General features: G+C 66.3%; 20 protein-coding genes. All 20 read right to left on the minus strand.

All coding sequences use genetic code 11. The annotated features are described in order from the left end of the window. Positions 1–33 precede the first annotated feature (33 nt). The gene (gene dnaE / locus DC347_RS20655; protein WP_109864316.1) at positions 34–3,591 is read right to left on the minus strand and encodes a DNA polymerase III subunit alpha; all 3,558 of its coding nucleotides are present in this window, start codon (positions 3,589–3,591) and stop codon (positions 34–36) included. 48 nt (positions 3,592–3,639) lie between these two features. Then, positions 3,640–4,566 carry an RluA family pseudouridine synthase gene (locus DC347_RS20660; protein WP_109864317.1) on the minus strand — a complete coding sequence of 309 codons (927 nt, stop codon included), beginning with the start codon at positions 4,564–4,566 and terminating at the stop codon, positions 3,640–3,642. After that, a complete protein-coding gene (gene lspA, locus DC347_RS20665; RefSeq protein ID WP_018763563.1) occupies positions 4,559–5,131 on the minus strand; it encodes a signal peptidase II in 573 nt (190 codons plus the stop codon). Before lspA ends, DC347_RS20660 begins: the two co-directional genes overlap by 8 nt. A gap of 94 nt (positions 5,132–5,225) precedes the next feature. Then, positions 5,226–5,909, minus strand: a complete 684-nt coding sequence (locus DC347_RS20670; RefSeq protein ID WP_109864318.1) for a DivIVA domain-containing protein — start codon at positions 5,907–5,909, stop codon at positions 5,226–5,228. A 176-nt stretch (positions 5,910–6,085) separates the two neighbouring features. Beyond that, positions 6,086–6,373 carry a YggT family protein gene (locus tag DC347_RS20675; protein ID WP_018763561.1) on the minus strand — a complete coding sequence of 96 codons (288 nt, stop codon included), beginning with the start codon at positions 6,371–6,373 and terminating at the stop codon, positions 6,086–6,088. 134 nt (positions 6,374–6,507) lie between these two features. Continuing rightward, the gene (locus tag DC347_RS20680; RefSeq protein ID WP_018763560.1) at positions 6,508–7,038 is read right to left on the minus strand and encodes a cell division protein SepF; all 531 of its coding nucleotides are present in this window, start codon (positions 7,036–7,038) and stop codon (positions 6,508–6,510) included. A gap of 90 nt (positions 7,039–7,128) precedes the next feature. Then, positions 7,129–7,881 (minus strand): YggS family pyridoxal phosphate-dependent enzyme, encoded by a 753-nt coding sequence (locus DC347_RS20685; protein WP_109864319.1) that lies wholly within the window; start codon positions 7,879–7,881, stop codon positions 7,129–7,131. After that, a complete protein-coding gene (locus tag DC347_RS20690; protein WP_109864320.1) occupies positions 7,874–8,563 on the minus strand; it encodes a polyphenol oxidase family protein in 690 nt (229 codons plus the stop codon). The genes DC347_RS20685 and DC347_RS20690 overlap by 8 nt, the downstream gene beginning before the upstream one ends. An 8-nt stretch (positions 8,564–8,571) precedes the next feature. Further along, a complete protein-coding gene (gene ftsZ / locus DC347_RS20695; RefSeq protein ID WP_018763557.1) occupies positions 8,572–9,825 on the minus strand; it encodes a cell division protein FtsZ in 1,254 nt (417 codons plus the stop codon). 185 nt (positions 9,826–10,010) lie between these two features. Next, positions 10,011–10,928 (minus strand): cell division protein FtsQ/DivIB, encoded by a 918-nt coding sequence (locus DC347_RS20700; RefSeq protein ID WP_109864321.1) that lies wholly within the window; start codon positions 10,926–10,928, stop codon positions 10,011–10,013. Beyond that, positions 10,921–12,297 (minus strand): UDP-N-acetylmuramate--L-alanine ligase, encoded by a 1,377-nt coding sequence (gene murC, locus DC347_RS20705; RefSeq protein ID WP_109864322.1) that lies wholly within the window; start codon positions 12,295–12,297, stop codon positions 10,921–10,923. Before murC ends, DC347_RS20700 begins: the two co-directional genes overlap by 8 nt. Continuing rightward, the gene (gene murG / locus DC347_RS20710; RefSeq protein WP_109864323.1) at positions 12,294–13,394 is read right to left on the minus strand and encodes an undecaprenyldiphospho-muramoylpentapeptide beta-N-acetylglucosaminyltransferase; all 1,101 of its coding nucleotides are present in this window, start codon (positions 13,392–13,394) and stop codon (positions 12,294–12,296) included. Before murG ends, murC begins: the two co-directional genes overlap by 4 nt. A gap of 6 nt (positions 13,395–13,400) precedes the next feature. Continuing rightward, a complete protein-coding gene (gene ftsW / locus DC347_RS20715) occupies positions 13,401–14,726 on the minus strand; it encodes a putative lipid II flippase FtsW (protein WP_109864324.1) in 1,326 nt (441 codons plus the stop codon). Between the two features lie 2 nt (positions 14,727–14,728). Beyond that, a complete protein-coding gene (murD, locus tag DC347_RS20720; protein ID WP_206073978.1) occupies positions 14,729–16,306 on the minus strand; it encodes a UDP-N-acetylmuramoyl-L-alanine--D-glutamate ligase in 1,578 nt (525 codons plus the stop codon). Then, positions 16,288–17,397 carry a phospho-N-acetylmuramoyl-pentapeptide-transferase gene (gene mraY / locus DC347_RS20725; protein WP_018763551.1) on the minus strand — a complete coding sequence of 370 codons (1,110 nt, stop codon included), beginning with the start codon at positions 17,395–17,397 and terminating at the stop codon, positions 16,288–16,290. Before mraY ends, murD begins: the two co-directional genes overlap by 19 nt. Further along, a complete protein-coding gene (gene murF, locus DC347_RS20730; protein WP_109864326.1) occupies positions 17,394–18,857 on the minus strand; it encodes a UDP-N-acetylmuramoyl-tripeptide--D-alanyl-D-alanine ligase in 1,464 nt (487 codons plus the stop codon). The genes mraY and murF overlap by 4 nt, the downstream gene beginning before the upstream one ends. A gap of 6 nt (positions 18,858–18,863) precedes the next feature. After that, entirely contained in the window at positions 18,864–20,495 is a 1,632-nt protein-coding gene (locus tag DC347_RS20735) for a UDP-N-acetylmuramoyl-L-alanyl-D-glutamate--2,6-diaminopimelate ligase (RefSeq protein WP_109864327.1), read from the minus strand. Between the two features lie 96 nt (positions 20,496–20,591). Continuing rightward, a complete protein-coding gene (locus tag DC347_RS20740) occupies positions 20,592–22,397 on the minus strand; it encodes a penicillin-binding protein 2 (protein WP_018763548.1) in 1,806 nt (601 codons plus the stop codon). Between the two features lie 47 nt (positions 22,398–22,444). Continuing rightward, the gene (locus tag DC347_RS20745; protein WP_109864328.1) at positions 22,445–23,140 is read right to left on the minus strand and encodes a hypothetical protein; all 696 of its coding nucleotides are present in this window, start codon (positions 23,138–23,140) and stop codon (positions 22,445–22,447) included. After that, the gene (gene rsmH / locus DC347_RS20750; protein ID WP_109864329.1) at positions 23,137–24,129 is read right to left on the minus strand and encodes a 16S rRNA (cytosine(1402)-N(4))-methyltransferase RsmH; all 993 of its coding nucleotides are present in this window, start codon (positions 24,127–24,129) and stop codon (positions 23,137–23,139) included. Before rsmH ends, DC347_RS20745 begins: the two co-directional genes overlap by 4 nt. Between the last annotated feature and the right edge of the window lie 130 nt (positions 24,130–24,259).

Raw genomic sequence — 24,259 nt, forward strand, 5'->3', positions numbered from 1 at the left:
GGAAGCCGGCTTCCGGAGTCGTGCTCCCCTGCCTCAGGCGTCCAGGCAGGCCGGCCCCAGCAGCACTTTCAGGTCGCCGAACAGCGACGGGCTGGGGTTCACCCGCAGGTGGACGGGCAGGCCCATGATTTCCGTGCGGGTGTCGCCCTGGAGGTGCAGCCGCACCTCCGAGTTGCCCCGGTGCGTGCGCAGCACGTCCCCCAGCTCCGTCACCACTGCCTCGGTTGCCTTGTAGGTGGGCATGGTGATGACCAGCGGCCCGTGCAGGCCTTCGCTCAGGTCCGGAACGGACAACTCCATGCAGTTGAGGGTGATTGCGCCGTCGTCGCGCTTTTGCAGGCGGCCCTTGACCACCACGATCAGGTCCTCGGCGAGCACGGAGGCGATAGGCCCGTAGACCTGGCCGAAGAACATCACTTCGATGGAACCGCCGAGGTCCTCGATCTCGGCCCGGGCGTAGGCATTGCCGCTGGCTTTGGCGATGCGGCGGCTCAACGAGGTGATCATGCCGGCGATGGTGATGATGGCGCCGTCCTGCGGCCCGTCTTCGCCGATGATGGTCGTGATGCTCATCTCCGCGTGCTGGCTCAACAGCCCCTCGAGGCCCTGCAGCGGGTGGTCCGAGACGTACAGGCCAAGCATGTCCCGTTCGAAGGACAGTTTGTCCTTCTTCTCCCACTCGGGCAGGTCCGGGATTTCGATGCTGAGCGACGCTTCCGATTCGGCTTCCTCAAAGCCGGCGAAGAGGTCGAACTGGCCGATCGCCTCGTTCCGCTTCAAGGTGATGACGGAATCGATGGCCTCTTCATGGATCATGGCCAGCGCACGCCGGTGATGGCCCAGGGAGTCGAAGGCCCCGGACTTGATCAGGGATTCGATGGTCCTCTTGTTGCACACCACCGCCGGAACCTTCATCAGGAAGTCCTTGAAGGACGTGTAGGCACCTTCGCTCTCGCGCGCGGTGACCATGGCATCGACGGCGTTCGCACCCACGTTGCGGATAGCGCCCATGCCGAAGCGGATGTCATTGCCCACCGGGGTGAAGTTCAGGGCCGACTCATTGACATCCGGCGGAAGCACCGTGATGCCCATGCGGCGGCATTCGTTCAGGTAGATTGCCGACTTGTCCTTATCGTCACCGACGGAGGTCAGCAGTGCAGCCATGTACTCCGGCGCATAGTGCGCCTTCAGGTAGGCCGTCCAGTAGGAGATCACCCCGTACGCGGCGGAGTGGGCCTTGTTGAAGGCGTAGTCGGAGAAGGGCAGGAGGATGTCCCACAGGGTCTTGACGGCCTCCATGGAGTAACCGTTGTCCTGCATGCCCTGGGAGAAGCCGGCGAACTGCTTGTCCAGTTCCGACTTCTTCTTCTTGCCCATGGCACGCCGGAGGATATCTGCCTGGCCCAGCGAGTAGCCGGCCAGCTTTTGCGCCACGGCCATCACCTGCTCCTGGTACACGATCAGGCCGTACGTGCCGCCGAGGATCTCCTTGAGCGGTTCCTCCAGCTCGGGGTGGATGGGAATGACTTCCTGGATCCCGTTCTTGCGCAGCGCGTAGTCAGTGTGGGCATTGGCGCCCATGGGGCCTGGCCGGTACAACGCCAGCACGGCGGAGATGTCTTCGAAGTTGTCAGGCTTCATGAGCTTGAGCAGGGAACGCATGGGGCCGCCGTCGAGCTGGAACACGCCCAGGGTGTCGCCGCGGGCCAGGAGTTCGTAGGACGGGGCGTCGTCGAGCTCCAGGTTTTCCAGGTCGAGGTCGATGCCACGGTTCATTTTGATGTTCTCGAGGGCATCGGAGATGATCGTCAGGTTCCGCAGGCCCAGGAAGTCCATCTTGATCAGGCCAAGGCCCTCGGACGTCGGGTAGTCGAACTGGGTGATCACCTGGCCGTCCTGGAAGCGGCGCATGATCGGGATGACGTCGATGATGGGGTCCGAGGACATGATGACGCCGGCTGCGTGCACGCCCCACTGGCGCTTCAGCCCTTCAATGCCCAGGGCCGTTTCGAAGACCTTGGCGGCTTCCGGGTCGGTGGCGATCAGCTGCCGGAAATCGCCTGCCTCGCTGTAGCGCTTGGCTTCGGGGTTCTGGATATCCGCGAGCGGAATGTCCTTGGCCATCACGGCCGGAGGCAGGGCCTTGGTCAGCTGTTCACCCATGCTGAACGGGTAGCCCAGGACGCGGGAGGAGTCCTTGAGGGCCTGCTTGGTCTTGATGGTGCCGTAGGTGACGATCATGGCGACGCGTTCGTCACCGTACTTGCGGGTCACGTAGTCGATGACTTCGGAACGGCGCCGGTCATCGAAGTCGACGTCGAAGTCGGGCATGGAGACGCGGTCCGGGTTCAGGAACCGTTCGAAGATCAGGCCGTGGCGCAGGGGGTCGAGGTCGGTGATGCGCATGGCGTAGGCCACCATGGAACCGGCACCCGAACCACGGCCGGGGCCAACGCGGATGCCGTTGTTCTTGGCCCAGTTGATGAAGTCGGCAACCACCAGGAAGTAGCCCGGAAACCCCATGGACGTGATGACGCCGAGCTCGTAGTCCGCCTGCTTGCGGACCTCGTCCGGGATGCCTCCCGGGTAGCGGTACTGCAGGCCCTTGTCCACTTCCTTGACCAGCCACGAGGTCTCGTCCTCGCCGGGCGGGCAGGGGAACCTGGGCATGAAGTTGGCGTCCGTATTGAAGGACACCTCGCAGCGCTCAGCGATCAGCAGGGTGTTGTCGCAGGCTTCCGGGTGGTCGCGGAAAAGCTCGCGCATCTCCTGCGGGGATTTGAGGTAGTAGCCGCTGCCGGAGAAGGCGAACCGCGAACCGCCGTTGTCGTACGTGGGTTCGAGCAGCGTGGAGCCCGACTGGATGGCCAGCAGGGCCTCATGGGCCTTTGCATCGTGCTCGTGGGTGTAGTGGAGGTCGTTGGTGGCCACCAGCGGCAGGTTGAGGTCCTTGGCGAGCCTCAGGAGGTCGCCGGTGACCCGACGCTCAATGTCCAGCCCGTGGTCCATCAGCTCGCAGAAGTAGTTTTCCGCGCCGAAGATGTCCCGGAACTCGGCGGCCGCCTCCAGCGCTTCGCGGTACTGGCCGAGCCGGAGCCTGGTCTGCACTTCGCCGGAGGGACATCCGGTGGTGGCAATCAGCCCCTCGGAGTAGGTGTTGAGCAGTTCGCGGTCAAGCCGCGGCCACTTGCCGAACACCGAATCGAGGGAGGCGATGGAGGAGGCCCGGAAGAGGTTCCGCATGCCCACGTTGTTGTAGCTCAGGAGCGTCATATGGGTGTACGAGCCACCACCGGAGACGTCGTCCTTGCGCTGGGATTCGTCGCCCCAGCGGACGCGTTCCTTGTCCGTGCGGGCCGTGCCGGGGGTTACGTAGGCTTCGACGCCGATGATCGGCTTGATGCCCTTGTCCGTGGCCTTGCGCCAGAAATCGAACGCCCCGAACAAGTAGCCGTGGTCTGTGGTGGCAAGGGCCGGCATCCCCAGGCGCTCGGTTTCATCGAACAGTTCGCCCAGGCGGGCAGCTCCATCCAGCATGGAATATTCGGTGTGGGTGTGCAGGTGGACAAACGAATCTTTGCTGGAACTCACCGCACCATTCTAAGCGCTGGCAGTTGGCGGCCCGGCCAGGCCGCCGTGTCAGGCCTGTCCCGACTCCAGCAGTTCCAGGGCGTAGGACAGGTCCTGCGGATAGTCGCTGGTGACAGTGACGCGTTCCCCTGTCACCGGGTGGTCGAATCCCAGCTGGCGGGCGTGGAGCCACTGCCGGGTGAGCCCGAGGGTGGCCGCGAGGCGCGGGTCGGCGCCATAGGTGAGGTCACCGGCGCAGGGATGGCGGAGGGCTGAGAAGTGGACCCGGATCTGGTGCGTCCGGCCCGTCTCCAGGTGCACTTCCACCAGGCTTGCCTTCCCGAAAGCCTCCAGGACTTCGTAATGGGTTACCGAGGGCCGGCCGTCCTCGATGACGGCAAAGCGCCAGTCGTGGCCGGGATGCCGTCCGATGGGCGCGTCGATGGTGCCTGTCAGCGGGTCCGGGAGGCCCTGGACCACCGCGTGGTACACCTTGTCCACAGTGCGCTCCTTGAAGGCCCGCTTGAGGGCTGTGTAGGCCCGCTCGGACTTCGCCACCACCATTACCCCGGAGGTGCCGACATCGAGCCGGTGCACGATCCCCGCCCGCTCCGGTGCGCCGGAGGTGGAGATGCGGTAGCCTGCACCGGCCAGTCCGCCCACCACAGTGGGGCCAACCCAGCCGGGCGAGGGATGCGCCGCGACACCCACGGGTTTGTCGACGACGACAAAGTCCTCGTCGTCCAGCAGGATCTTCAGGCCTTCCACAACTTCCTCCACGACTTCCAGCGGGTCCCGCCGCTCCGGGACGGTGACGTCAAGGACATCCCCCGCCACAAGTTTTGCCGATTTCCCGAGCGCCTTCCCCCGGGTGAGGACATGGCCCTCGGCCAGCAAGGATGCGGCCACGGACCGGGACACGCCCAGGAGGCCGGCCAGGCCGGCGTCGGCCCGGGTCCCGCCGAATTCCTCGGCCACGACGATTCGCTCACTCATGGCCGGGCTTGTCCTTGTGTGCAGTCCCGAGGCGCGTTCCGTCCAGCGCGATTCCGCGAATGGTCAGGATGCAGATGATGGCGACGGCAGACACGACTGCGGAGTCCGCGATATTGAAGATCGCGAAGTTGGGAAGCTGAATGAAGTCCACCACATGGCCCATGCCGAAGGAGGGCTCGCGGAAGAGCCGGTCGGTGAGGTTGCCCAGGGCGCCGCCCAGCAGCAGCCCGAGAGCCAGGGACCACCAGGCCGAGCCCAGCTTCCGGACCTGGAAGAGAATGGCGATTGCGACGCCGGCCATGATGATCGAGAACACCCAGGTGACGTTCTCCCCGATCGAAAACGCGGCACCTGAGTTCCGGATGAAGTACCAGTGCAGCAGGGGCGGCAGGACCGGGATCCTTTCGCCTTCCACCATGGTGGACGTCACCCAGAGTTTGGTGAGCTGGTCCAGGACGTAGGCAAAGACCGCGAACCCGCCGAAGAGGGACAGCAGCACAGCCCGTCGGGGGCGCGGAGAGGAGGGGGCCGGCCGTGCGGCGTCGGCTGCGAGTTCGTCAGTCATGGTGCTTTCACTTCGAAAAACTTAGGTGTCAATGCCAAAAGCCGGTGGCCGAGGAATCCTCAGCCACCGGCTTTCAGAATACGTGTTGCCAGGGTTAGTTTGCTTCGCTGACTTCCGGCGTCGCAACGGAACCACGTGCGTCCAGGTCGCGGAGCTGGCCTTCGATGTAGGCCTTCAGGCGTGAACGGTAGTCGCGTTCGAAGCCGCGGAGCTGCTCCACCTTGCGCTCGAGGACCGAACGCTGCTGCTCCAGTGCGCCCAGGATCTTGCGGGACTTTTCCTGTGCGTCGTTGACGAGGCTGCTGGCTTCGATCTGCGCCTCGGCGATGATCTTGTCCTTCTGGGCCTGGCCTTCGGCGACGTGGCGGTCGTGCATCTGCTGCGCCATGGCCAGCAGGCCGGCAGCGGACTCGGCGGAAGGAGTGGAGGCGGCGGGCGCTGCGGGGGCGGCTGCAACCGGAGCGGCCGGCTCGACGTCCTTCTTCTTGCTGGCTTCGGCGGCCTTCGCTTCGGCTTCAGCCTTCTCGCGGGACTCATCCTTGTCGGACTTGACCGGGGCGGGGACCTTCTCAACCACAGGTGCGGCGGTGGTGCTTGCCGGGACGCTGGAGCCGGCGTCGGCGAGCTTCTTGCGGAGCTCGTCGTTTTCCTGGTTCAGGCGGCGGAGTTCGACGACGATTTCGTCCAGGAAGTCGTCAACCTCGTCCTGGTCATAGCCCTCGCGGAACTTGGTGGGCTGAAAGCGCTTGTTGACAACGTCTTCTGGCGTCAAAGCCATCTGGTCACCTCACTGGTCTGGTTAGTCAGTAGGCCTTCCGGCCGTCAAAACTACGGTACCTAAATTTGGTCTGCTTACTCTAATTCAACACCGCGGTGTCAAACGGGAGGTTTCTTCGCTTTACAGTAGCTGTTCCCGGGAGGATCATCCTGCATTGCCAAGTCTTTGTTGGTGGATCAGGCCAGATTCCTGGTGATGCTCATCGCAATGCTGACGCCGATGAACAGGATCAGGAAGCCCAGGTCCAGGGAGATGCCGCCAAGCCGAAGGGGCGGGATCAACCGCCGCAGCCCCTTGAGCGGCGGATCAGTGATGGAATACACAGCGTGCGCCACCACGAGGGCCGCACCGCGTGGCCGCCATTCCCTCGCGAACATCTGCACCCAGTCGTAGACCAGGCGGATGATGAGGGCCACGAAGAACAGCAGCAACACGAGATAGAGAAGTCCGAAAACAATTCCCATGACTTATTTCATATCTCCATATTTCGTGCGGACCATCCGGTTCGGATGCCGCGGTGTGCTGCAGTTGTCTTGTCTATTTCAGCACAGATGCCAGACAGGTGTCCCTGCCTGGCATCTGTCGTCGGCCTTGGCCGTCAGCTCTGGTTGAAGAAACTGGCCTGGGTGTCGCTGACTTTCTTGTCGTCACCGATCACTTCGACGTAGGACGGTGAGAGCAGGAACACCTTGTTGGTCACCCGTTCGATGCTGCCGCGGAGGCCGAAGACGAGTCCGGCCGAGAAATCCACCAGGCGCTTTGCGTCCGCCTCGCCCATGTCCGTGACGTTCATGATCACCGGGATACCGTCCCGGAAGCTCTCACCGATGAGCTTGGCATCGTTGTAGGAGCGGGGATGGATGGTGGTGATCTGCCGAAGTCCGGTGTTTTCTTCACGGCTCGAGGCCGCACGCTTAATCGGGGTCACTGGGGCGCGGTATTCCTCTTCAGGGGTGTAGGACGCCTCACGGCTGACTTCGCGGACCGGTGCCGGGGCACGGCGTTCCTCGCGGTCGACTTCCATGGGTTCGTCCTCATCCTTACGTGTGGTCTGTTGCTCGGACTCGTAATGCTCATCGCCGTCGGCGAGCCCAAGATAGATCATTGTCTTGCGCAGAGCGCCGGCCATGGTCGACTCCTAATCGTGTCCCGTAAGCGGGCCGCCCAATGACTTGACAGCACTGGAGTCCCCCGCCCATCACTTCCAACAGGTCCGACGCTACCCCACCGCGGGACGCGAACCGAGAATATCGGAACCGATCCGCAGGTGTGTCGCCCCGAACTTGATGGCCGCCTCCAGGTCCTGGCTCATGCCGGCCGAGATGGCCGCAGCCCCCGGGTGGTCGGCCACCAGGCGGGCCGAGACCGCGGCGAGCTTCTCGAAGGCCGGCTCCGGTGGCGCGCCCAGCGGCGCAACGGCCATGACGCCTGCAAGGTGGAGGCCGGCTGACGCCGCGATCCTCTCCGCCAGGAGTGGCACATCGGCCGGGGCCGCCCCGCCGCGGTGCGTGCCGCCGTCGTCCTCCAGGCTGACCTGGATGAAGCACGCCAAAGGGTCCCGCCCGCCGGAATCCATCTCGTTCCGCACTGCCTTGGCGAGGGCGTCCACGAGCTGGAGGCGGTCCACTGAGTGGACGGCGGCGGCGTACCGGACCACCGATTTTGCCTTCTTGCTCTGCAGTTGGCCCACGAAATGCCAGTTGAGGGCCAGTCCGGCCAGTTCGGCGGCCTTCGCTGCTGCCTCCTGGTCCCTGTTCTCGCCCACATCGGTGACCCCGAGGGCCGCGAGCCGGCGGATGTCCGCGGCCGGGTGGAACTTGGTGACAACGATGAGCGACGGCGGCCGGCCGCTGCGGCCGCTCGCCTCGGCGGCGGCCGCGATCCGGTTGCGTACCGCGGCCAGCCTGATGGCGAGTTCCGCGGCGCGGGGATCGGACGCCGGGTCCCGGGGGTCCTGCGGATACTCAGTCATGGCACCACACCAGTCCGGCGAAACGGCCGGTGTTCCGGTTGCGGCGGTAGGAGAACAGCGTGTCGGTCTCGAGGGTGCAGGGACCGGAGTAGGCCACTTCCACGCCGGCGGCCTTGAGCTGGCTCCGGGCACCGGCCGGGAGGTCCAGCCCGGGGGTCCCCCAGGAGGTGGTACTCCACGTTGCGGGCACCTTGGCGGCTACCTCCTCGCGCAGCGCGGCGGGTACTTCGTAGCAGGCACCGCAGATGGAGGGCCCCAGCCAGGCACGGACGCGGGACGCCCCCAGGGATTCCATGGCCTCCACGGCCGCCGGGAGCACACCGTTGGCGGTCCCGGGACGGCCGGCGTGGACGGCGGCGAGAACCGGCCCGTTGGCCGACTCCCCCGCGAGCAGGACCGGGATGCAGTCCGCCACCATGACGGCCAGGGGAATGCCCTGGGACACCATGGCGTCGGCTTCGGGAACGGGAGAGTCCGCGTCCATTAAAGCGACGGTGGTGCCGTGGACTTGGTTCATGAAGCGCAGTGACCGCGGAGCGGCGCCGATGGATTCCTCCAGGCGGCTCCGGCGCTCCATGACCCGGGCGGGGTCGTCTCCCACGTGGAGGGCCAGGTTTCCGGCACTCGCGTCGGTGAATGCGGCCGACACCCCGGGCAGGATGTCGGCGCGCCAATGGAACAAGCCGGTGCCTACTTCAGGAAGTCGGGGACATCCAGGTCGTCCGGGTGGTTGCCGGTCAGGTCCGGCTCCACGACGGACGGGAGGTCGACGTCGAAGCCGGAGTCGGCCGGGACGGCAGACGGACGCTGCTGGCCCCAGTTGCTCAGGCCCGCCGCACCAACGCCGGCGTGGATGGGCTGCACGTTCTGCTGGTGGCTTCCGTTGCCCTGGTGGTTTCCGCCCTGGGAGTGGGCCGAGGCGGGGGCGGCAGCGGGGGCAGCGGGCCGCTGGGGGGCGGTCTGCGGCTGTGACTGGTCCATGGACGGTGAGGTGGCCTTGACGTCGTCGAAGCCGGCGGCGATGACGGTGACGCGTGCTTCGTCGCCCAGGGCGTCGTCAATGACGGCACCGAAAATGATGTTGGCCTCGGGGTGGGCCACCTCCTGGACCAACCGTGCGGCTTCGTTGATCTCGAACAGGCCCAGGTCGGAGCCGCCCTGGATGGAGAGCAGCACGCCGTGGGCGCCGTCGATGGAGGCTTCCAGCAACGGGGAGGCAATGGCCAGTTCGGCAGCCTTGACGGCGCGGTCTTCGCCGCGGGCCGACCCGATGCCCATGAGCGCGGAACCGGCACCCTGCATCACGGACTTGACGTCCGCGAAGTCGAGGTTGATCAGGCCGGGGGTGGTAATGAGGTCGGTGATGCCCTGGACACCGGACAGCAGGACCTGGTCGGCGGAGCGGAAGGCGTCCAGCACCGAAACGTTGCGGTCGCTGATGGAGAGCAGGCGGTCATTGGGGATCACGATCAGGGTGTCCACTTCATCGCGCAAGGCGTCGATGCCGGCCTCGGCGGAGCCGGCGCGGCGCCGGCCCTCGAAGGTGAACGGTCGGGTGACCACGCCAATGGTCAGGGCCCCCAGGGAGCGTGCGATCCGGGCGACGACGGGAGCGCCGCCCGTGCCCGTTCCGCCGCCTTCGCCGGCGGTCACGAAGACCATGTCGGCGCCGCGGAGGACTTCTTCGATCTCGTCAGCGTGGTCCTCGGCAGCCTGCTTGCCCACCTCCGGGTTGGCGCCGGCACCCAGGCCTCGGGTCAGCTCGCGCCCGACGTCGAGCTTGACGTCGGCGTCGCTCATCAGCAGGGCCTGGGCGTCGGTGTTGATGGCGATGAACTCAACACCCCTGAGGCCGACCTCGATCATGCGGTTGACTGCGTTCACGCCACCGCCGCCGATGCCGACGACTTTGATGACGGCCAAGTAATTCTGCGGAGCTGCCACGTTACGTGTCCCTTGTTCGTGTCTGTATTGCGAAAACTGATGGTGAGCTTGAAGCCTGCAACCTTAACCTTCGACTTGAAGGTTATAGTTATGTCAAGTAACTCATGTCTGTGACGGTATTTCCTCTGGTTCCGACATTCAATGACCGGGTCCGCGTGTCGGATTAATACGGGGAAAGAAAGCGCTCAGCGCGTCACGGGGTGCCGGGGCACACTGACATCGTAGACCCTGACGGGGTTCTTCGGATCCGCCGGAACCTTCAGGAGCGCGGCCAGCACCTTGGCCTTGAGTTCCTTCTCCGACGCGTTGCCCCACACGATCGTCTGGCCGTCCACAAGCTTCAGCTCCACGGCATCCACGGACTGGGCTGAGGCGTTGGACAGCTTGGCCAGCACGTCCGCGGGCAATGCACCCAGGACTGCCGCCGTGGCACGGAACAGGTCCTGGCCGATCGCTCCGGCACCGCCGTCAATCACCGGCAGCGAGGCCGATGCCGGGTCGGCCGTGGTACCGAGCTGGACGCCGTCGACGTCCACCAGCTGGTACTGCTCCCCCTGCTTGACCAGGGCTACCGGAACCCGCTCATGCACGGAAATGGCGAGCGTGGAAGGCGGCCGTGCCTCGACCGAGACGGACTTGACCTGGACCAGGGGCCCGAGAAGGCTCCGTACGTCGTCTTCACTGATCTGTGGCAGCGGCTTGCCGCGGAGCGGCTCCAGGGCCGCCTGGACCTGGGCGGGCGTCAGGAGCCGGGTGCCGCTGACCGAGATCGTCTGCAGGGCGAGGACGGGTGAATAGATGGCACCGGCCAGGATGCCTGCCACCAGCACCAACACGGTTCCGAGGGCAATGAGGAATCTCTTCCGGCGTCGTTTGGCTTTGGGCTCCGGGAACGCCAGGACCGTCGCGCCGGCGGGTTCCTGCGCTGTCGCCGATTGTTCCGGGGCCGGGTCCTGGATGCCGCGGGAGGCGGTGATGACGTCCCCACCGGTGGCACGGGGCGCCCCGTTCGCCGGGTCTTTCCGGGAAGCGGTGCCCGCCGTGGTGTCGGCACGATTGCTGCCCTTCGGAGGTGCGTAGGTGGGCCGGCGCGAGCTAGGCATGGAGCGCCTCCACGATCCGGGGACCGTAGGCCGTGACGTCGCCGGCACCGACAGTGAGGACGACGTCGCCGTCGCCAGCAGCTGCCGCCAGGGTGGCGACGGCGTCATCGGCGGCTACCAGCCGTCCTCCCCCGGTGAGGTGGTCGGCGATGAGCTGGCTGGTGACGCCCGGAATGGGGTCCTCCCTGGCAGGGTAGATGTCCAGGACCAGGGCGGTGTCTGCCAGGTTCAGGGCATCGGCGAATTCGGCGGCGAACTCCCGGGTCCGGGAGAACAGGTGCGGCTGGAACAGGACGTGCACCTTGCGGTCTCCGGCGACGGAGCGGGCCGCGGCAAGGGCAGCGCGGACTTCCGTGGGATGGTGGGCGTAGTCGTCGAAGACGCGAACCCCCCTCGCCGTGCCCTTCAGTTCGAAGCGGCGGGACGCTCCCGAGAAGCTGGCAAGCCCGGCTGCGGCGGCCGCCGGCTCCACCCCCAGCTCCAGGGCCACGGCAAACGCCGCCGCGGCGTTGAGTGCGTTGTGCCGGCCGGGAACCTGCAAGGCCAGCGGAAACTGCCCGGCGGGGTTTGCCACGGCGACGCGGCCAGGACCGTCGTCAAGCAACCGAACATCCGCGGCTTCGTTCGTGCCGTACAGGACCACCCGCGTGGCGCCGCGGGCCTTGGTCCTTTCCGCAAGGGCCAGCGCCCCGGCGTCGTCAGCACAGGCGATGAGGAGCCCGTCAGGGGGCAGCAGGGCGGTGAACCGGTCGAAGGACTCGTAGACGGCTTCGGCTGTGCCGTAGTAGTCGAGGTGGTCGGGCTCGACGTTGGTGACGACGGCGATCCGTGGCCGGTAATTGAGGAAGGAGCCATCGGATTCGTCGGCCTCCGCCACGAAGATGCCCGATGTCCCGTGGGCGGCATTGACGCCAAGCGCCGGAATGTTGGCCCCCACGGCGAAGGAGGGGTCCAGCCCGGCGGCCCGCAGCAATACGGTGATCATGGAGGTCGTGGTGGATTTTCCATGCGTTCCCGCCACCGTCACTACGGCGTCATCCCCCATGGTGGCGGCGAGGGCCTCGGAGCGGTGCAGGACTGGCAGCCCTGCCTGCCTCGCGGCAGCCAATTCCGGATTATCGTCCCTGATGGCCGATCCGGCCACCACCGTCTCCGCGTCCCCCAGGTTCGCCGCGTCGTACCCAACCGCGATGCGGGCACCGGCCGCCGCGAGGTCCGACATGACGGGAAGGTCCTTGGCATCGGATCCGCTGACCGGGACGCCGCGGGCCACCATGATCCGTGCCACGGCGGACATGCCCACTCCCCCGATGCCGATGAAGTGCACCTTGCCGAGGATGTCCGTGCCTGCGTTGGTGTGGGGGTTCATGCGGATACCGCTTCCAGGACAAGACCAGCCATCCGCTGGTCGGCGTTTCGGATACCGAGCCGGTAGGACTTGGCTTCCATGGCCGCGAGCCGGGCCTTGTCGGTGACCAGGGGGATCAATTCGCGTTCCACCCAGTCGGGCGTGAAATCACGGTCGGCCACCAGCAGCGCGCCGCCTGCGGCCACCAGGCCGGCGGCGTTGAGGGCCTGTTCACCGTTGCCGATGGGCAGCGGTACCAGGACGGCGGGAACGCCCACGGCGGCGACCTCGCAGACGGTGGCGGCGCCCGAGCGTGCCAGCAGGAGGTCCGCCGCGGCGTAGGCGAGCTCCATGCCGTCAATGTACTCCACCTGCCGGTACCCGGCTGCGGTGAGGGGTTGGCCGGCCCCGTCCAGCACGGTCTTGCCGCGGCCGGTGACGTGCAGAGTCTGGATGCCCGCGTCGGCAAGCCGGCCCACGGCGGCGGCGATGGTCCGGTTGATGCTTTGCGCCCCGGAGGAACCGCCCGTCACAATCAACGTGGGCTGCTGGGGATCAAGCCCCAGGGCTGCCCTGGCCGCAGTCCTGGCAGCTTTGCGGTCCAGCCCGGAGATTTCCTTCCGCATGGGCATTCCCACGTGGACGGCGTTCCGGAGCGGGGTGCCTTCGAATGCCACGGCCACCCTGCCGTTGAGGAATGCCCCGACCCGGTTGGCCAGTCCCGGGCGCGCGTTGGCCTCGTGGATCACCACGGGAATGCGGCGCTTTCGGGCGGCCAGGTACATGGGGGTGCAGACATACCCTCCCACTCCCACCAGAACATCAGCGTGCGCCCGGTCCAGGATGGCCCCGGCCTGGCGGACGGCGCCGGCCAGCCTGCCGGGCAGGCGCAACAGGTCCGCTGACGGTTTCCGCGGGAAGGGCACGCGGTCGATGGTGGCCAGTTGGACGCCGGCCGCCGGCACCAGCCGCGTTTCCATCCCCGAGGGTGTTCCGACGGCAAGGATGTCCGCCCCCGGCGCTTCGCTCCGGAGCGCCGCGGCGATGGCGAGCAGCGGGCTGATATGGCCGGCGGTTCCGCCGCCGGCCAGGACGATAGAGGGTGTGGCAGGTGTCATCTGAGGTTAGGCACGCTTTCTGGAATTCTTGGGTTGGCTCTTGTGGCGGTCTTTCCGGGCCTTGAGCTTGAGCATCCGTTTGGGCCGGATGGCTGGGGCCATTTGTTCCCTGGCAAGGGAAAGAACCACGCCGATGGCGCACAGTGACATCAGCAGGGCCGAGCCGCCGTAGGAAATGAACGGCAGCGGCACGCCGATGACGGGCATCAGCCCGGTGACCACGGACATATTGACGGTGGCCTGCCCCAGCAGCCAGACCATGATGGTGCCGGCCAGGACGCGGTGGAACATGTCCTCCTGTGCCACCACGACGCGGTAGATCGCGGCGCCCAGGATGGCGAACAGGACCAGTACGACGACGGTCCCCACCAAGCCGAGTTCCTCGCCGATGATGGCGAAGATGAAGTCGTTGTGGGCCTCGGGGATCCAGCTGTACTTTTGCCGGCTCTGGCCCAGGCCCACGCCGAGCCAGCCTCCGGAGGCGAGGCCGTAGAGGCCGTTGGTTGCCTGGTAGTTGGCGTCGATGCCGTCGGCGCAGGACTGCCCGGTCCACCAGGAGGTGATCCGGCACATCCGGTTGGAACTGGTGACGGCCATGAAGGCGGTGCCGGCGGCGGCGATGATGCCCGCGATCCCGAACAGATAGAGCGGTACGCCCGCGAAGAAGAGGGCCGCGGCCACGATCATCATGATGATCATGGCCGTGCCGAGGTCGTTGCCCACCAGGATCAGGACGATGACGACCGCGGCCATGGGGACCGCCGGAACCAGCACGTGCTGCCACCGGCTGAGCAGCCTGCCCTTCATGGCCAGGACGGTGGCCATCCAGAGGGCAAGGGCCAGCTTTGCCGCTTCCGAGGGCTGGAAGGTGATGCCGCCGACGTCGATCCAGTTCCTGTTGCCGTTGATCTCCGAGCCGACTACCTGGACCAGCCCCAGCAGCAGCACGGCGGCACCGACGGCGGGCCATGCCAGCCGCTTGAGCCACACGACGTTGATGCGCGAAAGGACGAACATGGTGAAGATACCGATCGCCGCGAAAACGCCCTGCTTCATGGCGTCCCCATAGGGGGATTTGCCGGCTGCGATCGATTCGACGCTGGAAGCGGAGAGGACCATCATGATGCCGATGGCGGTCAGCGCAAGGGTGGCTCCGAGGATCAGGTAGTAGGTGGAGCCGTTCCTGGAGGTTCCGGTACCCTCCAGGGCGGACCAGAACTTGTGGTGCAGTGCCTGCAGTCTCATCCGGGCTGAAGCCGGCGGCCGCGCGTCCTTGGCTGTGGAACCGGAGCGCGACTTGCTGCCCGGCGGCCGGGTGGGCGTGCTGACCATTGTTACTCCTCGCCGGTCTGGGCCTGCCCTTCCACCAGCTCGCGGACAGCGTCGATGAATGTACCACCACGGTGAGCGTAGGAAGAGAACTGATCCATGGAGGCCGCTGCCGGAGCCATCAGCACGGTGTCGCCTGATTCGGCGAGCCGGGCTGCTGACGCGACGGCCCGGGTCATCACCAGTTGTCCGTTGGCCGGGGAACCGGCCGGTGTGGCACCGGGCGCCGAAGCAGTCTCCACCTCTTCAGTGTCGCCCGCGTCCGGCTCGATGACCGGGACATCCGGCGCGTGTCGCTGGAGGGCCTCACGCAGCGGGCCCGTGTCTGTTCCGATCAGGACCACCGCTTTGAGCCGGGCGGCGTGCTGCCTGACAAGGTCGTCGTAGCTGACGCCCTTTGAGAGCCCACCGGCTATCCACACCACCTTGGTGAAGGCGGAGAGGGATGCCGACGCGGCGTGCGGGTTGGTGGCTTTCGAGTCGTTGACCCAGAGGACGCCGTTCATGCGAGCCACCGGCTGGATGCGGTGGTCCCCCGGCACATAGTCGAGGATGCCTTGGCGGACAGCCTTGGCCTCAACCCCGTAGGCACGGACCAGGCCCGCGGCGGCGAGGGCATTGGCCACCATGTGGCGCGGTGCCAGCGGACCGAGATCGGCCATGGAGGCAAGTTCCGCTGCACTGTCGCGGCGTTCTTCAATGAACGCCCGGTCCACGAGCAGCCCTTCCACCACTCCGAGCATGCTGACGGCGGGCGTGACCGTGGTGAAGCCCACTGCACGGCAGCCCTCAACGACGTCGGCGTTTTCCACCATGCGTTCGGTTTCAATCTGCTCGGCGTTATAGATGCAGGCCTTCTGGGTGTGTTCGTAAACCTTGGCCTTGTCCGCCAGGTACGAGTCATAGGAGCCGTGCCAGTCAACGTGGTCCTCGGCCACGTTGAGGCACACGCTGGCCACCGGGGAGAGCGATTCGGCCCAATGCAGCTGGAAGCTGGAGAGCTCGACGGCGAAAACGTCGTAGTCAACCGGATCGCGAAGGGCATCGAGGATGGGTGTCCCGACATTGCCCACGGCGATGGCCTTGAGCCCGGCAGCCCGGAGCATCGATTCCGTCAGGCCGACCGTGGTGGTCTTGCCGTTTGTTCCCGTAATCGCCAGCCAGTCGGCAGTCTTGCGGCCTTCCCTGATCCGGACCCGCCAGGCGAGCTCGACGTCTCCCCACACGGGGATGTGCGCACGGGCCGCAGCGGCGAGGAGGGCCTGGTCCGGGCGCCAGCCTGGTGAGGTGACGATGAGTTCAGGGAGTTCGCCGTCGATCAGCGGAACATGGTTGACGGCTTCCGCACCGAGCAGGACGTCGGCCGCACCCACGATTTTCAGGGTGTCGGCGTGGGCCCGCGCTGTGTCGCTGGTGGCGGCATCCACCACCACGACGCGTGCGCCAAGTTCGATCAGGGTGTCTGCCGCTGCGAACCCGGAGACGCCGATGCCGGTGACGGCAACACGCAGGCCGGCCCAGTCGGAGTCCCAGGAGACGAGGTGGGCCAGGCGGGGGGAAACGGTCACAGCAGTACAACCCATTCAGCGTAGAAGATGCCCAGGCCCACGGCGACGAAGAGGCCGCCCAGGATCCAGAACCGGACCACAACGGTGACCTCGGCCCACCCCTTCAGTTCGAAGTGGTGCTGCAGCGGCGCCATTTTGAACACTCGCTTTCCGCCCGTGGCTTTGAAGTAGCCCACCTGGATGATGACGGACAGGGTGATCAGGACGAAGAGGCCACCAACGATCCCCAGGAGCAGTTCCGTCCTGGACAGGATGGCGAATCCGGCCACCGCTCCACCGATGGCCAGCGAGCCGGTGTCGCCCATGAAGATCTTGGCCGGCGAGGTGTTCCACCAGAGGAATCCCACCAGTGCTGCACTCAGGATGGCGGCAAGCAGTGCCAGATCCAGAGGATCCCGGACCAGGTAGCAGCCGCTGCCGGCTTCCCGGGGCGAGCCGCAGGCCTGGTTGCTCTGCCATATGCCCATCAGCGTATATGCACCGAACACCATGATGGAGGCGCCGGCGGCCAAGCCATCCAGGCCGTCGGTGAGGTTGACGCCGTTGGTGGCCGCCGTGACGATCAGGTTGGACCAAATGACGAACAGGATCGCCCCCAGGACAGTCCCGCCGAAGGCGAGGTCCAGCCATGGCAGGTCCCGGACCAGGGAAATCTTGGTGGACGCCGGCGTGAGCCCGGCGTCGTTGGGAAAGTTCAGCGCCAGGATGGCGAAGATGATGCCTACGGCCGCCTGAAGGATCAGCTTGGCCTTCGCGTTCAAACCAAGGCTCCGCTGCCGGGAGATCTTGATGAAGTCGTCCAGGAATCCCACCAGGCCCATGCCCACCATCAGGAACAGCAGGATCAGGGCAGAGGCGGAGGGACCGGGCGAGTCGGGGTTCATCATCAGCATGATGAGGTGGGTGAGCCCGTAGCTGAGCAGGACCGCGGCAACGACGACGGTGCCACCCATGGTGGGCGTGCCGCGTTTGGTGTGGTGCGAGGTGGGGCCGTCGTCCCGGATGAACTGGCCATAGCCGCGGCGAACCAGCAGCCGGATGAACAAGGGGGTGCCGACGAGGGCGCACAGCAGGGCGAGGCCCGCACCGATCAGGAGAGCAATCACAGCAGAGTGCTCCTTTCATCGGCAGGTGTCGGGGATGGGGGTAATGCTATCCGATCGCCCAAATGGCGAAGCCCGACGCTGTTGGACGACTTGAACAGCACCAGGTCCCCTGGCTGCAGTTCGGCGTCAAGGATCTGGTAGGCCTCTTCGGCGGTTTCGGCGAACAGGCATTCGTCGCCCCAGGATCCTTCCTGGACGGCGGAAACGTAGAGTGCACGGGCTTCGCGTCCAACCACCAGCAACCTGGAGATGTTGAGCCGTACCACCTGGGTGCCCACCGCGGTGTGCTCGCGAATGGAATCTTCGCCAAGTTCCAGCATGGCGCCCAGGACCGCCCAGGTCCGGCGGCCCCGGCCAAGGTCGGCCAGGGTGCGCAAGGCGGCACGCATTGATTCAGGGTTGGCATTGTAAGCGTCGTTGATGATCGTGACGCCGTCCGGGCGTTCGGTGCGTTCCATCCGCCAGCGGCTCGCGGCGGCCTGCTGGCTCAGTGATTCAGCGATGCGGTCCCCCGGCACCCCTGCGGCACACGCAGCTGAGGCTGCCGCCAGCAGGTTACCCACGTGGTGGGCGCCGATGAGCCGGCTGCGGACGGGCCGTGGCGCTTCGCCGTCCGGCAACTGGAGATCGAATTCCGGGCAGCCCTCAGCGTTCGTGTCGGCATTCAGCGCCTGCACCACGGCATCCGGGCGGCCTTCCGCGGAGAACCCGAGGACCGTCGCGGAGGTCCGGCTGCGCATCGCAGCCACGCGTTCGTCGTCGAGGTTGATGATCGCGGTGCCCGCACTGGTGAGTCCTTCAACCATCTCGCCCTTGGCCCGGGCGATGTTCTCCACTCCCCCGAATTCGCCTGCGTGGGCCGTTCCTACGGCGAGCACAACTCCGATGTCGGGTTTGACCATCTCCGCCAGGTAGCGGATGTGGCCAATCCCCGTGGCACCCATTTCAATGACCAGGTAGCGGGTGTCGGTTCCGGCCCGGAACACTGTCAGCGGGACGCCAACCTCACCGTTGTAGGAACCCTGTGGCGCTACGGTTGCCCCCTGGGTGGAGAGTATGCCGGCCAGGAGGTCCTTGGTGGTGGTCTTACCCGCTGAACCGGTGATGCCAACGACCGTCAGCTGGTCACCTGCTGCCGAGCGAGCGGCGCGGATCCGTCGGACTGCTTCGGCGGCGAGGGCGCCCATGGCGAGGACGGCGTCGGCAACCAGGACTGTCGGGTAGACCCGGCCGTCCGGCGCAGCGACCGGGCGTTCAACGAGGGCCAAAATGGCCCCGGCAGCAAAGGCGGCGTCCACGAAATCGTGGCCGTCGGCCTGTTCGCCCGGCTTCGCGACGTAAAGCGAACCCTGCGTGGCTTCGCGTGAATCCGTCACCACCGAAAGGGGCGTAATTCCGGGATCGGCGTCCAGGCGCCCGTTGGTGATTTCGGCGATTTCCGCCGCAGTAAATGCAATCATCTCGGTCTAGGACTCTATCCGGTCGTCATGGAGAACGTTGAATCCCCTGGCTGTCAAGGCGCTGCGCAGTTCCACCCGGTCGTCCAGGGCGAGGTTGACGCCTTTTACCTCCTGCCAGACCTCGTGGCCGCGGCCTGCGACAAGAAGGGTGTCCTGCGGGCGTGCGAGTTCTGCGGCTCGGCGGATGGCCTCCGCCCTCGGGAAGACTTCCAGCAGCTCTGTTCCAAGCGCTTCATTCTGCACGGCCTCCCGGGCCCCCGCCAGCACGTCCGCGCGGATGGCCGCGGCATCTTCGTCGTGCGGGTCGTCATCGGTGATGATCACGGTGTCAGCGAGCCGCGCGGCAATGGCGCCCATCGCCGGACGCTTGCCTTGGTCCCGCTGCCCTGTGGCGCCGAACACCACGATCAGCCGTGAGCCGGGCTCGGGTGAGCGGACCGCTTCCAGTGCCCGCGCCAGTGCGTCGGTGTTGTGGGCAAAGTCGACGACGGCGGCGGGCCGGTCGGAGACCAGCTGCATGCGGCCCGGGACTTCAACGGTAAAGGGGTCGGCACTGTCCAGTGCGGCTTGGAGGTCTGCGGCGTCTACGCCGGAGGCAAGGACCATCAGTGCGGCAAGGGCCGCGTTGGCAACGTTGAAGCTGCCCGGCAGCCCGGTGTGGAGGTTCAGGACGGCCCCTGCCGGCCCCGTGAGGGTGACGTCGGTTCCGAGCCCGCGCGGCGACGTCGATGTCACGCGCCAGTCGGCGGGCGTGTTGCCGCTGGTGCTGAGCGTGGTGACCGGCACCTGGGCATCGCCGGCAAGCCGGCGGCCCCACTCGTCGTCGACCGTCACCACGGCCTTCCTGGCGCGCGCGGGGGTGAACAGTTCCGCCTTCGTGGCGAAGTAGCCGTCCATGGTTCCGTGCAGGTCCAGGTGGTCCTGGGTGAGGTTCGTGAATCCGGCGACGTCGAAGAGCAGCCCGTCCACCCGCTGGTAGGAGATGGCGTGGGAGGACACTTCCATGGCTGCGGCGTCGAGCCCGCGCTCATGCATGAGCGCCAGCAATCCGTGGACCTCGGGTGATTCAGGAGTGGTGAGGAGGCTGGGAACAGGTTCTCCCCCGGCCTGGATTTCGATGGTGCCGATCAGGCCCGCCTGCCGTCCAAGGGCCCGCAGGAGCGAGGTGATGAAGTAGGTGGTGGTGGTCTTCCCGTTGGTTCCGGTAACCCCAAAAAGCTGCAGCGGACGGCCAGCCGCGGACTGGCTCCGGTAGATCAACGCGGAGAGGGGCCCCACCTCGTTCCGCGGGCTGTCCACCACCAGCACCGGGACGGGCGTGTCCGCGGCAAGGGCAAGGAGCCGGGCGCCGGCGTCGTCTGTCAGCACTGCGGCCGCACCGGCTTCGATGGCGTCCGTGGCGAAGTCCGCGCCGTGCCGGCTTGCCCCGGGCAGTGCCACATACAGGTCGCCGGGCTCCACGGTGCGGGAGTTGATGGAGATGCCGCTTACCTGCACCTCGGCGGCCGGAGCGGGAACTGCTACTCCCAGGGCATTGCCGACGGCGGCCAGCGGGACGGGCGCTACGGCAGAAGGCCGGAAGCGGGCCGGGTTTTCATCCCGGGCAGCGTCGCCGCCGGGCGTCGTGAACTCTGACAAGGGGATCTCCGATGGTGCTAGTGCGTGCCCGCCATGGTTCGCGCCGGGCACTGTGATGCGCTGGATGCTGCTGGTGTTTCCAGCGTGGCGCAGCGGCTACTTCGCGTACTGGGGCAACCTGGCCGGCGCTCCGGTTGAAGGCTGTACGTTGTAGGTCCGCAGCGTCTGGCTCATGACGGACCGGAAGACCGGCCCGTTGGTGATGCCGTAGATGCTGCCCTTCGGCCGCTGGAGCACCACCTCCACAATAAACCGCGGATCATCCATCGGCGCCATTCCAACGATGGAGGCCGTGTAGCCGCAGTAGCCTGATTTGCCGTCGTCACACGGGGATTCCGACGTGCCGGTCTTGGCACCCACCCGGTAGCCGTCGATACCGGCGTCCTTGATCTCGCCTTCTGTGACGGCGCTCTCCAGGATGTCCTTGACCTGCTGCGCGGTGCTTCCCGAAACCACCTGGCGCGAGGGTTGGGCCGGGACCTTCTCTTCCGTGCCGTCGGGGGAAATGTAGGAATCGATCAGCCGCGGCTGCAGCATGACACCGTTGTTGGCGATGCTCTGGTAGGCGCGGACGGTCTGGAGCGTGGACTGGGAAACGCCCTGTCCAAACAGGACGGTGTACTGCTGGCGTCCGTCCCACTGGTCAGCCGGCGACAGGATGCCCGCTGCCGTTGCGGGCAGTCCGATGTCGGGCGCTTCGCCGATGCCGAATTTCTTCAGCCAGTCGTAGCGCTGTTCCTTGCTGAGCCGCTGGCCGGCCATGACGGTTCCGGTGTTCATGGAATACCCGATGATGCCGGCCAGGGTCCGTTCCTCGGTCCCGTGGGTGAAGGCGTCACTGAAGGTCTGGCCGTCCACGGTGTACGTAGGCGGAATGGTGAACTTGTCCAGCGGGCTTGCCAGCCCTTCATCGATGACCGCCGCCGCGGTCATCATCTTTTCCACTGATCCGGGCTCGTAGGCCGCGGTCACTGAACGTGTGCCGCGGTCCTTCGCGGCCACCAGCCCCGGGTTATTGGGATCGGGTGCGTTGGTGTCCGCCAGGGCAAGGAGGTTGCCGGTTTTGGCATCCATCACGATGATGACGCCCCATTCGGCACTGAGCTTGTCCGCTTGGCTCTGGATGGCCTGCTGGGCGAAGTACTGGAGGTCGGAGTTGAGGGTGAGCTTGACGTCCTTGCCATTCTGGGGCGGTGTCAGCTGGTCGAGGCCCACGGGGATGCGCAGTCCGTCCGCGCCGATCTCGAACAGCCGCTTGCCGTCCGTGCCCTTCAGCTTGTCGTCCTGTGTCTGCTCGATGCCGGCCTGGCCGGTGGTGCCGTCCTGCAGGAATCCCACCACGCCGCCCGCAACCGCGCCGTTGGGGTAGACGCGCTTGCTGACGCCCTCGGCAACAATGCCCGGGACCTGGAGCTTGGAGATGCGGTCCTCGACGTCGGGTTTCACGTCCTTGGCCACGATGTAATAGGGCTGCTGGCCGGTCACGGCGTCCCGGACAGCGGCGGTGTCCATTCCGAGGGCTGCAGCGAGTTCCGAGATTGCCTGGTCGCGGCTGATGTCCACCAGTTTGTCGTGGCCGTCAGCCTGCGGTTCGTACCGCTTGTAGGAGTCTGTCTTGGTGTTGACGCGCTGGTCCACCACGATGTTGTAGCGGATCACGCTGTTGGCGAGCACGGTGCCGCGGGAGTCCAGGATGCTGCCGCGTTCGGCCGGCAGGATCGCCGAGGTCATCCGGCTGTTCAGGGCTGCTTCCGCCATGCCGCCGACGTCGAGTCCCTGGACCAGGAACAACTTCCCGCCCACCACCAGCAGGAGGGTGAGCATGATTCCCAGCCCCAGGCGCAAGCGCTTCGTGGCGTTGGGTGCCTTGCCTTTTCCGGCTTTGCCGGTCGTTTGCGCCACCGTGATATTCCTTGCTGTTCGACCTGCTGCTTGTCCTGCCTGGCGACTTACTGTCCGGGGACCTTCTGCTGCGGCGCCGGGATGGAGCCCCCGTGCAGTTCAGGCGCCGGAGCCGCTGCAGCGGCCGCTGCTGCGGCCTGCGCGGCGGCTTGTGCCTGTGCCGCGGCTTGGGCCGCCTCCGCTGCCGGGGCCGAGGACGTCCTGCCGGCGTCCGGCGGCGTCGCCTTGCCTGCCGTTGCGTCATTGGCCGCCGGGGGCACGATGAGCTGGCCCGCCACAGCCGGCGACGGGATGACTGCCCCTGCCGGTGCGCCCTTGACCGCGGGCGTCGCCTTTCCGGTCACGGACAATGTGGACAAGTCGATCTGGCCTTTGACCGTGGAGGCCACCATGCCCAGTTCAGTTGCCTTGGCGGCCAGGTTCTGCGGTGCCTCGAAGTTCTGCACCTGCTGGGTGAGGTCCTGGTTTGCCTTGGTCAAGGAGCTCTGTTTGGCCCGGAGCTCAACGAGCTGGTACTGGGCCGTGGAGACCGAAATGTTAAGGACGAGCACTGCCACCAGCGCGACGGCCAGCATGGCGAAGCACATCACGACGAACGGGGCCCGGCGCTTGCGCGGGGCCGTGCGGACCACGGAGAGCGGGGTCCGTCCCTTGCGAACTTCGTCAGGCCGGCCCGCGGGCCTGCTGGCGGGCGCCGAGCTGCCGGAAACGACGGGAAAGTTCTTGACGGCGGCGGTGCTCATGCAGCTCTCCTGGCTCTGATTCGTTCTGCGGCACGAAGCCTGGCGGAGGCAGCGCGCGGGTTTTCGGCGATTTCGACGGCGGTGGGCACCTCGGTGCCCTTGGTGAGGGTTTTCAGCTCGGGCTTGTGCTCTTCCAGCTCCACCGGGAAGCCGAGGGGAGCCGATGACTTGGACCGCGCCTGGAACACGCCCTTGACGATCTTGTCTTCCAGGGAGTGGTAGGACATCACCACGATGCGCCCGCCCATGGCCAGGGAGTCGACGGCGGCAGGTACGGCCCGTTCCAGGACGTCCAGTTCCTCGTTGACCTCGATCCGCAACGCCTGGAACGTCCGCTTGGCGGGATGTCCGCCCGACTTCGCGGCCGAGGCAGGGACAACCGAGCGGATCTGTTCCACGAGCTCGCCGGTGGTGGTGAACTCCTTGACGGCGCGGGCGGCGACAATCCGGTTTGCTATGCGTCCTGCAAACTTTTCCTCGCCCCATTTGCGGATGATCCTGACCAGGTCCGCTTCGCTGTAGGTGTTAACAACATCCGCCGCCGTTTGGCCCCGGCTGGTGTCCATCCGCATGTCCAGGGGTGCGTCGAAGGAGTACGCGAAGCCGCGCTCACGCTCATCCAGCTGCAGGGAGGAGACCCCCAGGTCCATGAGGATCCCGTGTACTTCGGCTACGCCGAGGTCTGCCAGCACCTCCGGGATTTCGTCATAGACGGCGTGGACGAGGTCGGTGCGCCCTGCAAAAGGCGCCAGCCGCTCCCCCGCGAGGGCCAGCGCTTCTTCGTCGCGGTCGATCCCGATGAGGTGGAGGTCGGGAAACCGCTGGAGCATCGCCTCTGAGTGACCGCCCATGCCCAGGGTCGCGTCGACGGCTATAGGAGTCTGGCCCCGCAGCCTCGCAGCTTCAAATCCCGGTGCCAACAAATTGATGCACCGGTCCCGAAGGACCGGCACATGGCGTTCGGACGTGGGCTTCGGTTCATCTGTCATGCCTGGTCCTTTCCCGCCGTCGTTGTCACCTTCTGCTTCTGGGACCAGATCCCCATCCGCGCCTACCGTCCTGCCCGCCTGGCTCAGGGGAAGTTGAGCCAGGTTGGCAGCCGATGGGCCGGCTGGAGAT

Origin of the sequence: Pseudarthrobacter sp. AG30 (genome assembly GCF_003116525.1) — a bacterium.
GTDB lineage: Bacteria > Actinomycetota > Actinomycetes > Actinomycetales > Micrococcaceae > Arthrobacter.

Coding starts and splice junctions, on each gene's coding strand:
- DC347_RS20745 (WP_109864328.1), bottom strand. CDS start 23,140: ATGAGCACCGCCGCCGTCAAGAACTTTCCCGTCGTTTCCGGCAGCTCG.
- murC (WP_109864322.1), bottom strand. CDS start 12,297: ATGAACCCCCACACCAACGCAGGCACGGACATCCTCGGCAAGGTGCAC.
- DC347_RS20670 (WP_109864318.1), bottom strand. CDS start 5,909: ATGGCTTTGACGCCAGAAGACGTTGTCAACAAGCGCTTTCAGCCCACC.
- rsmH (WP_109864329.1), bottom strand. CDS start 24,129: ATGACAGATGAACCGAAGCCCACGTCCGAACGCCATGTGCCGGTCCTT.
- DC347_RS20680 (WP_018763560.1), bottom strand. CDS start 7,038: ATGGCCGGCGCTCTGCGCAAGACAATGATCTATCTTGGGCTCGCCGAC.
- murD (WP_206073978.1), bottom strand. CDS start 16,306: ATGGGTTGTACTGCTGTGACCGTTTCCCCCCGCCTGGCCCACCTCGTC.
- lspA (WP_018763563.1), bottom strand. CDS start 5,131: ATGACTGACGAACTCGCAGCCGACGCCGCACGGCCGGCCCCCTCCTCT.
- DC347_RS20685 (WP_109864319.1), bottom strand. CDS start 7,881: ATGACTGAGTATCCGCAGGACCCCCGGGACCCGGCGTCCGATCCCCGC.
- ftsW (WP_109864324.1), bottom strand. CDS start 14,726: ATGGTCAGCACGCCCACCCGGCCGCCGGGCAGCAAGTCGCGCTCCGGT.
- murG (WP_109864323.1), bottom strand. CDS start 13,394: ATGACACCTGCCACACCCTCTATCGTCCTGGCCGGCGGCGGAACCGCC.
- murF (WP_109864326.1), bottom strand. CDS start 18,857: ATGATTGCATTTACTGCGGCGGAAATCGCCGAAATCACCAACGGGCGC.
- DC347_RS20675 (WP_018763561.1), bottom strand. CDS start 6,373: ATGGGAATTGTTTTCGGACTTCTCTATCTCGTGTTGCTGCTGTTCTTC.
- DC347_RS20660 (WP_109864317.1), bottom strand. CDS start 4,566: ATGAGTGAGCGAATCGTCGTGGCCGAGGAATTCGGCGGGACCCGGGCC.
- DC347_RS20700 (WP_109864321.1), bottom strand. CDS start 10,928: ATGCCTAGCTCGCGCCGGCCCACCTACGCACCTCCGAAGGGCAGCAAT.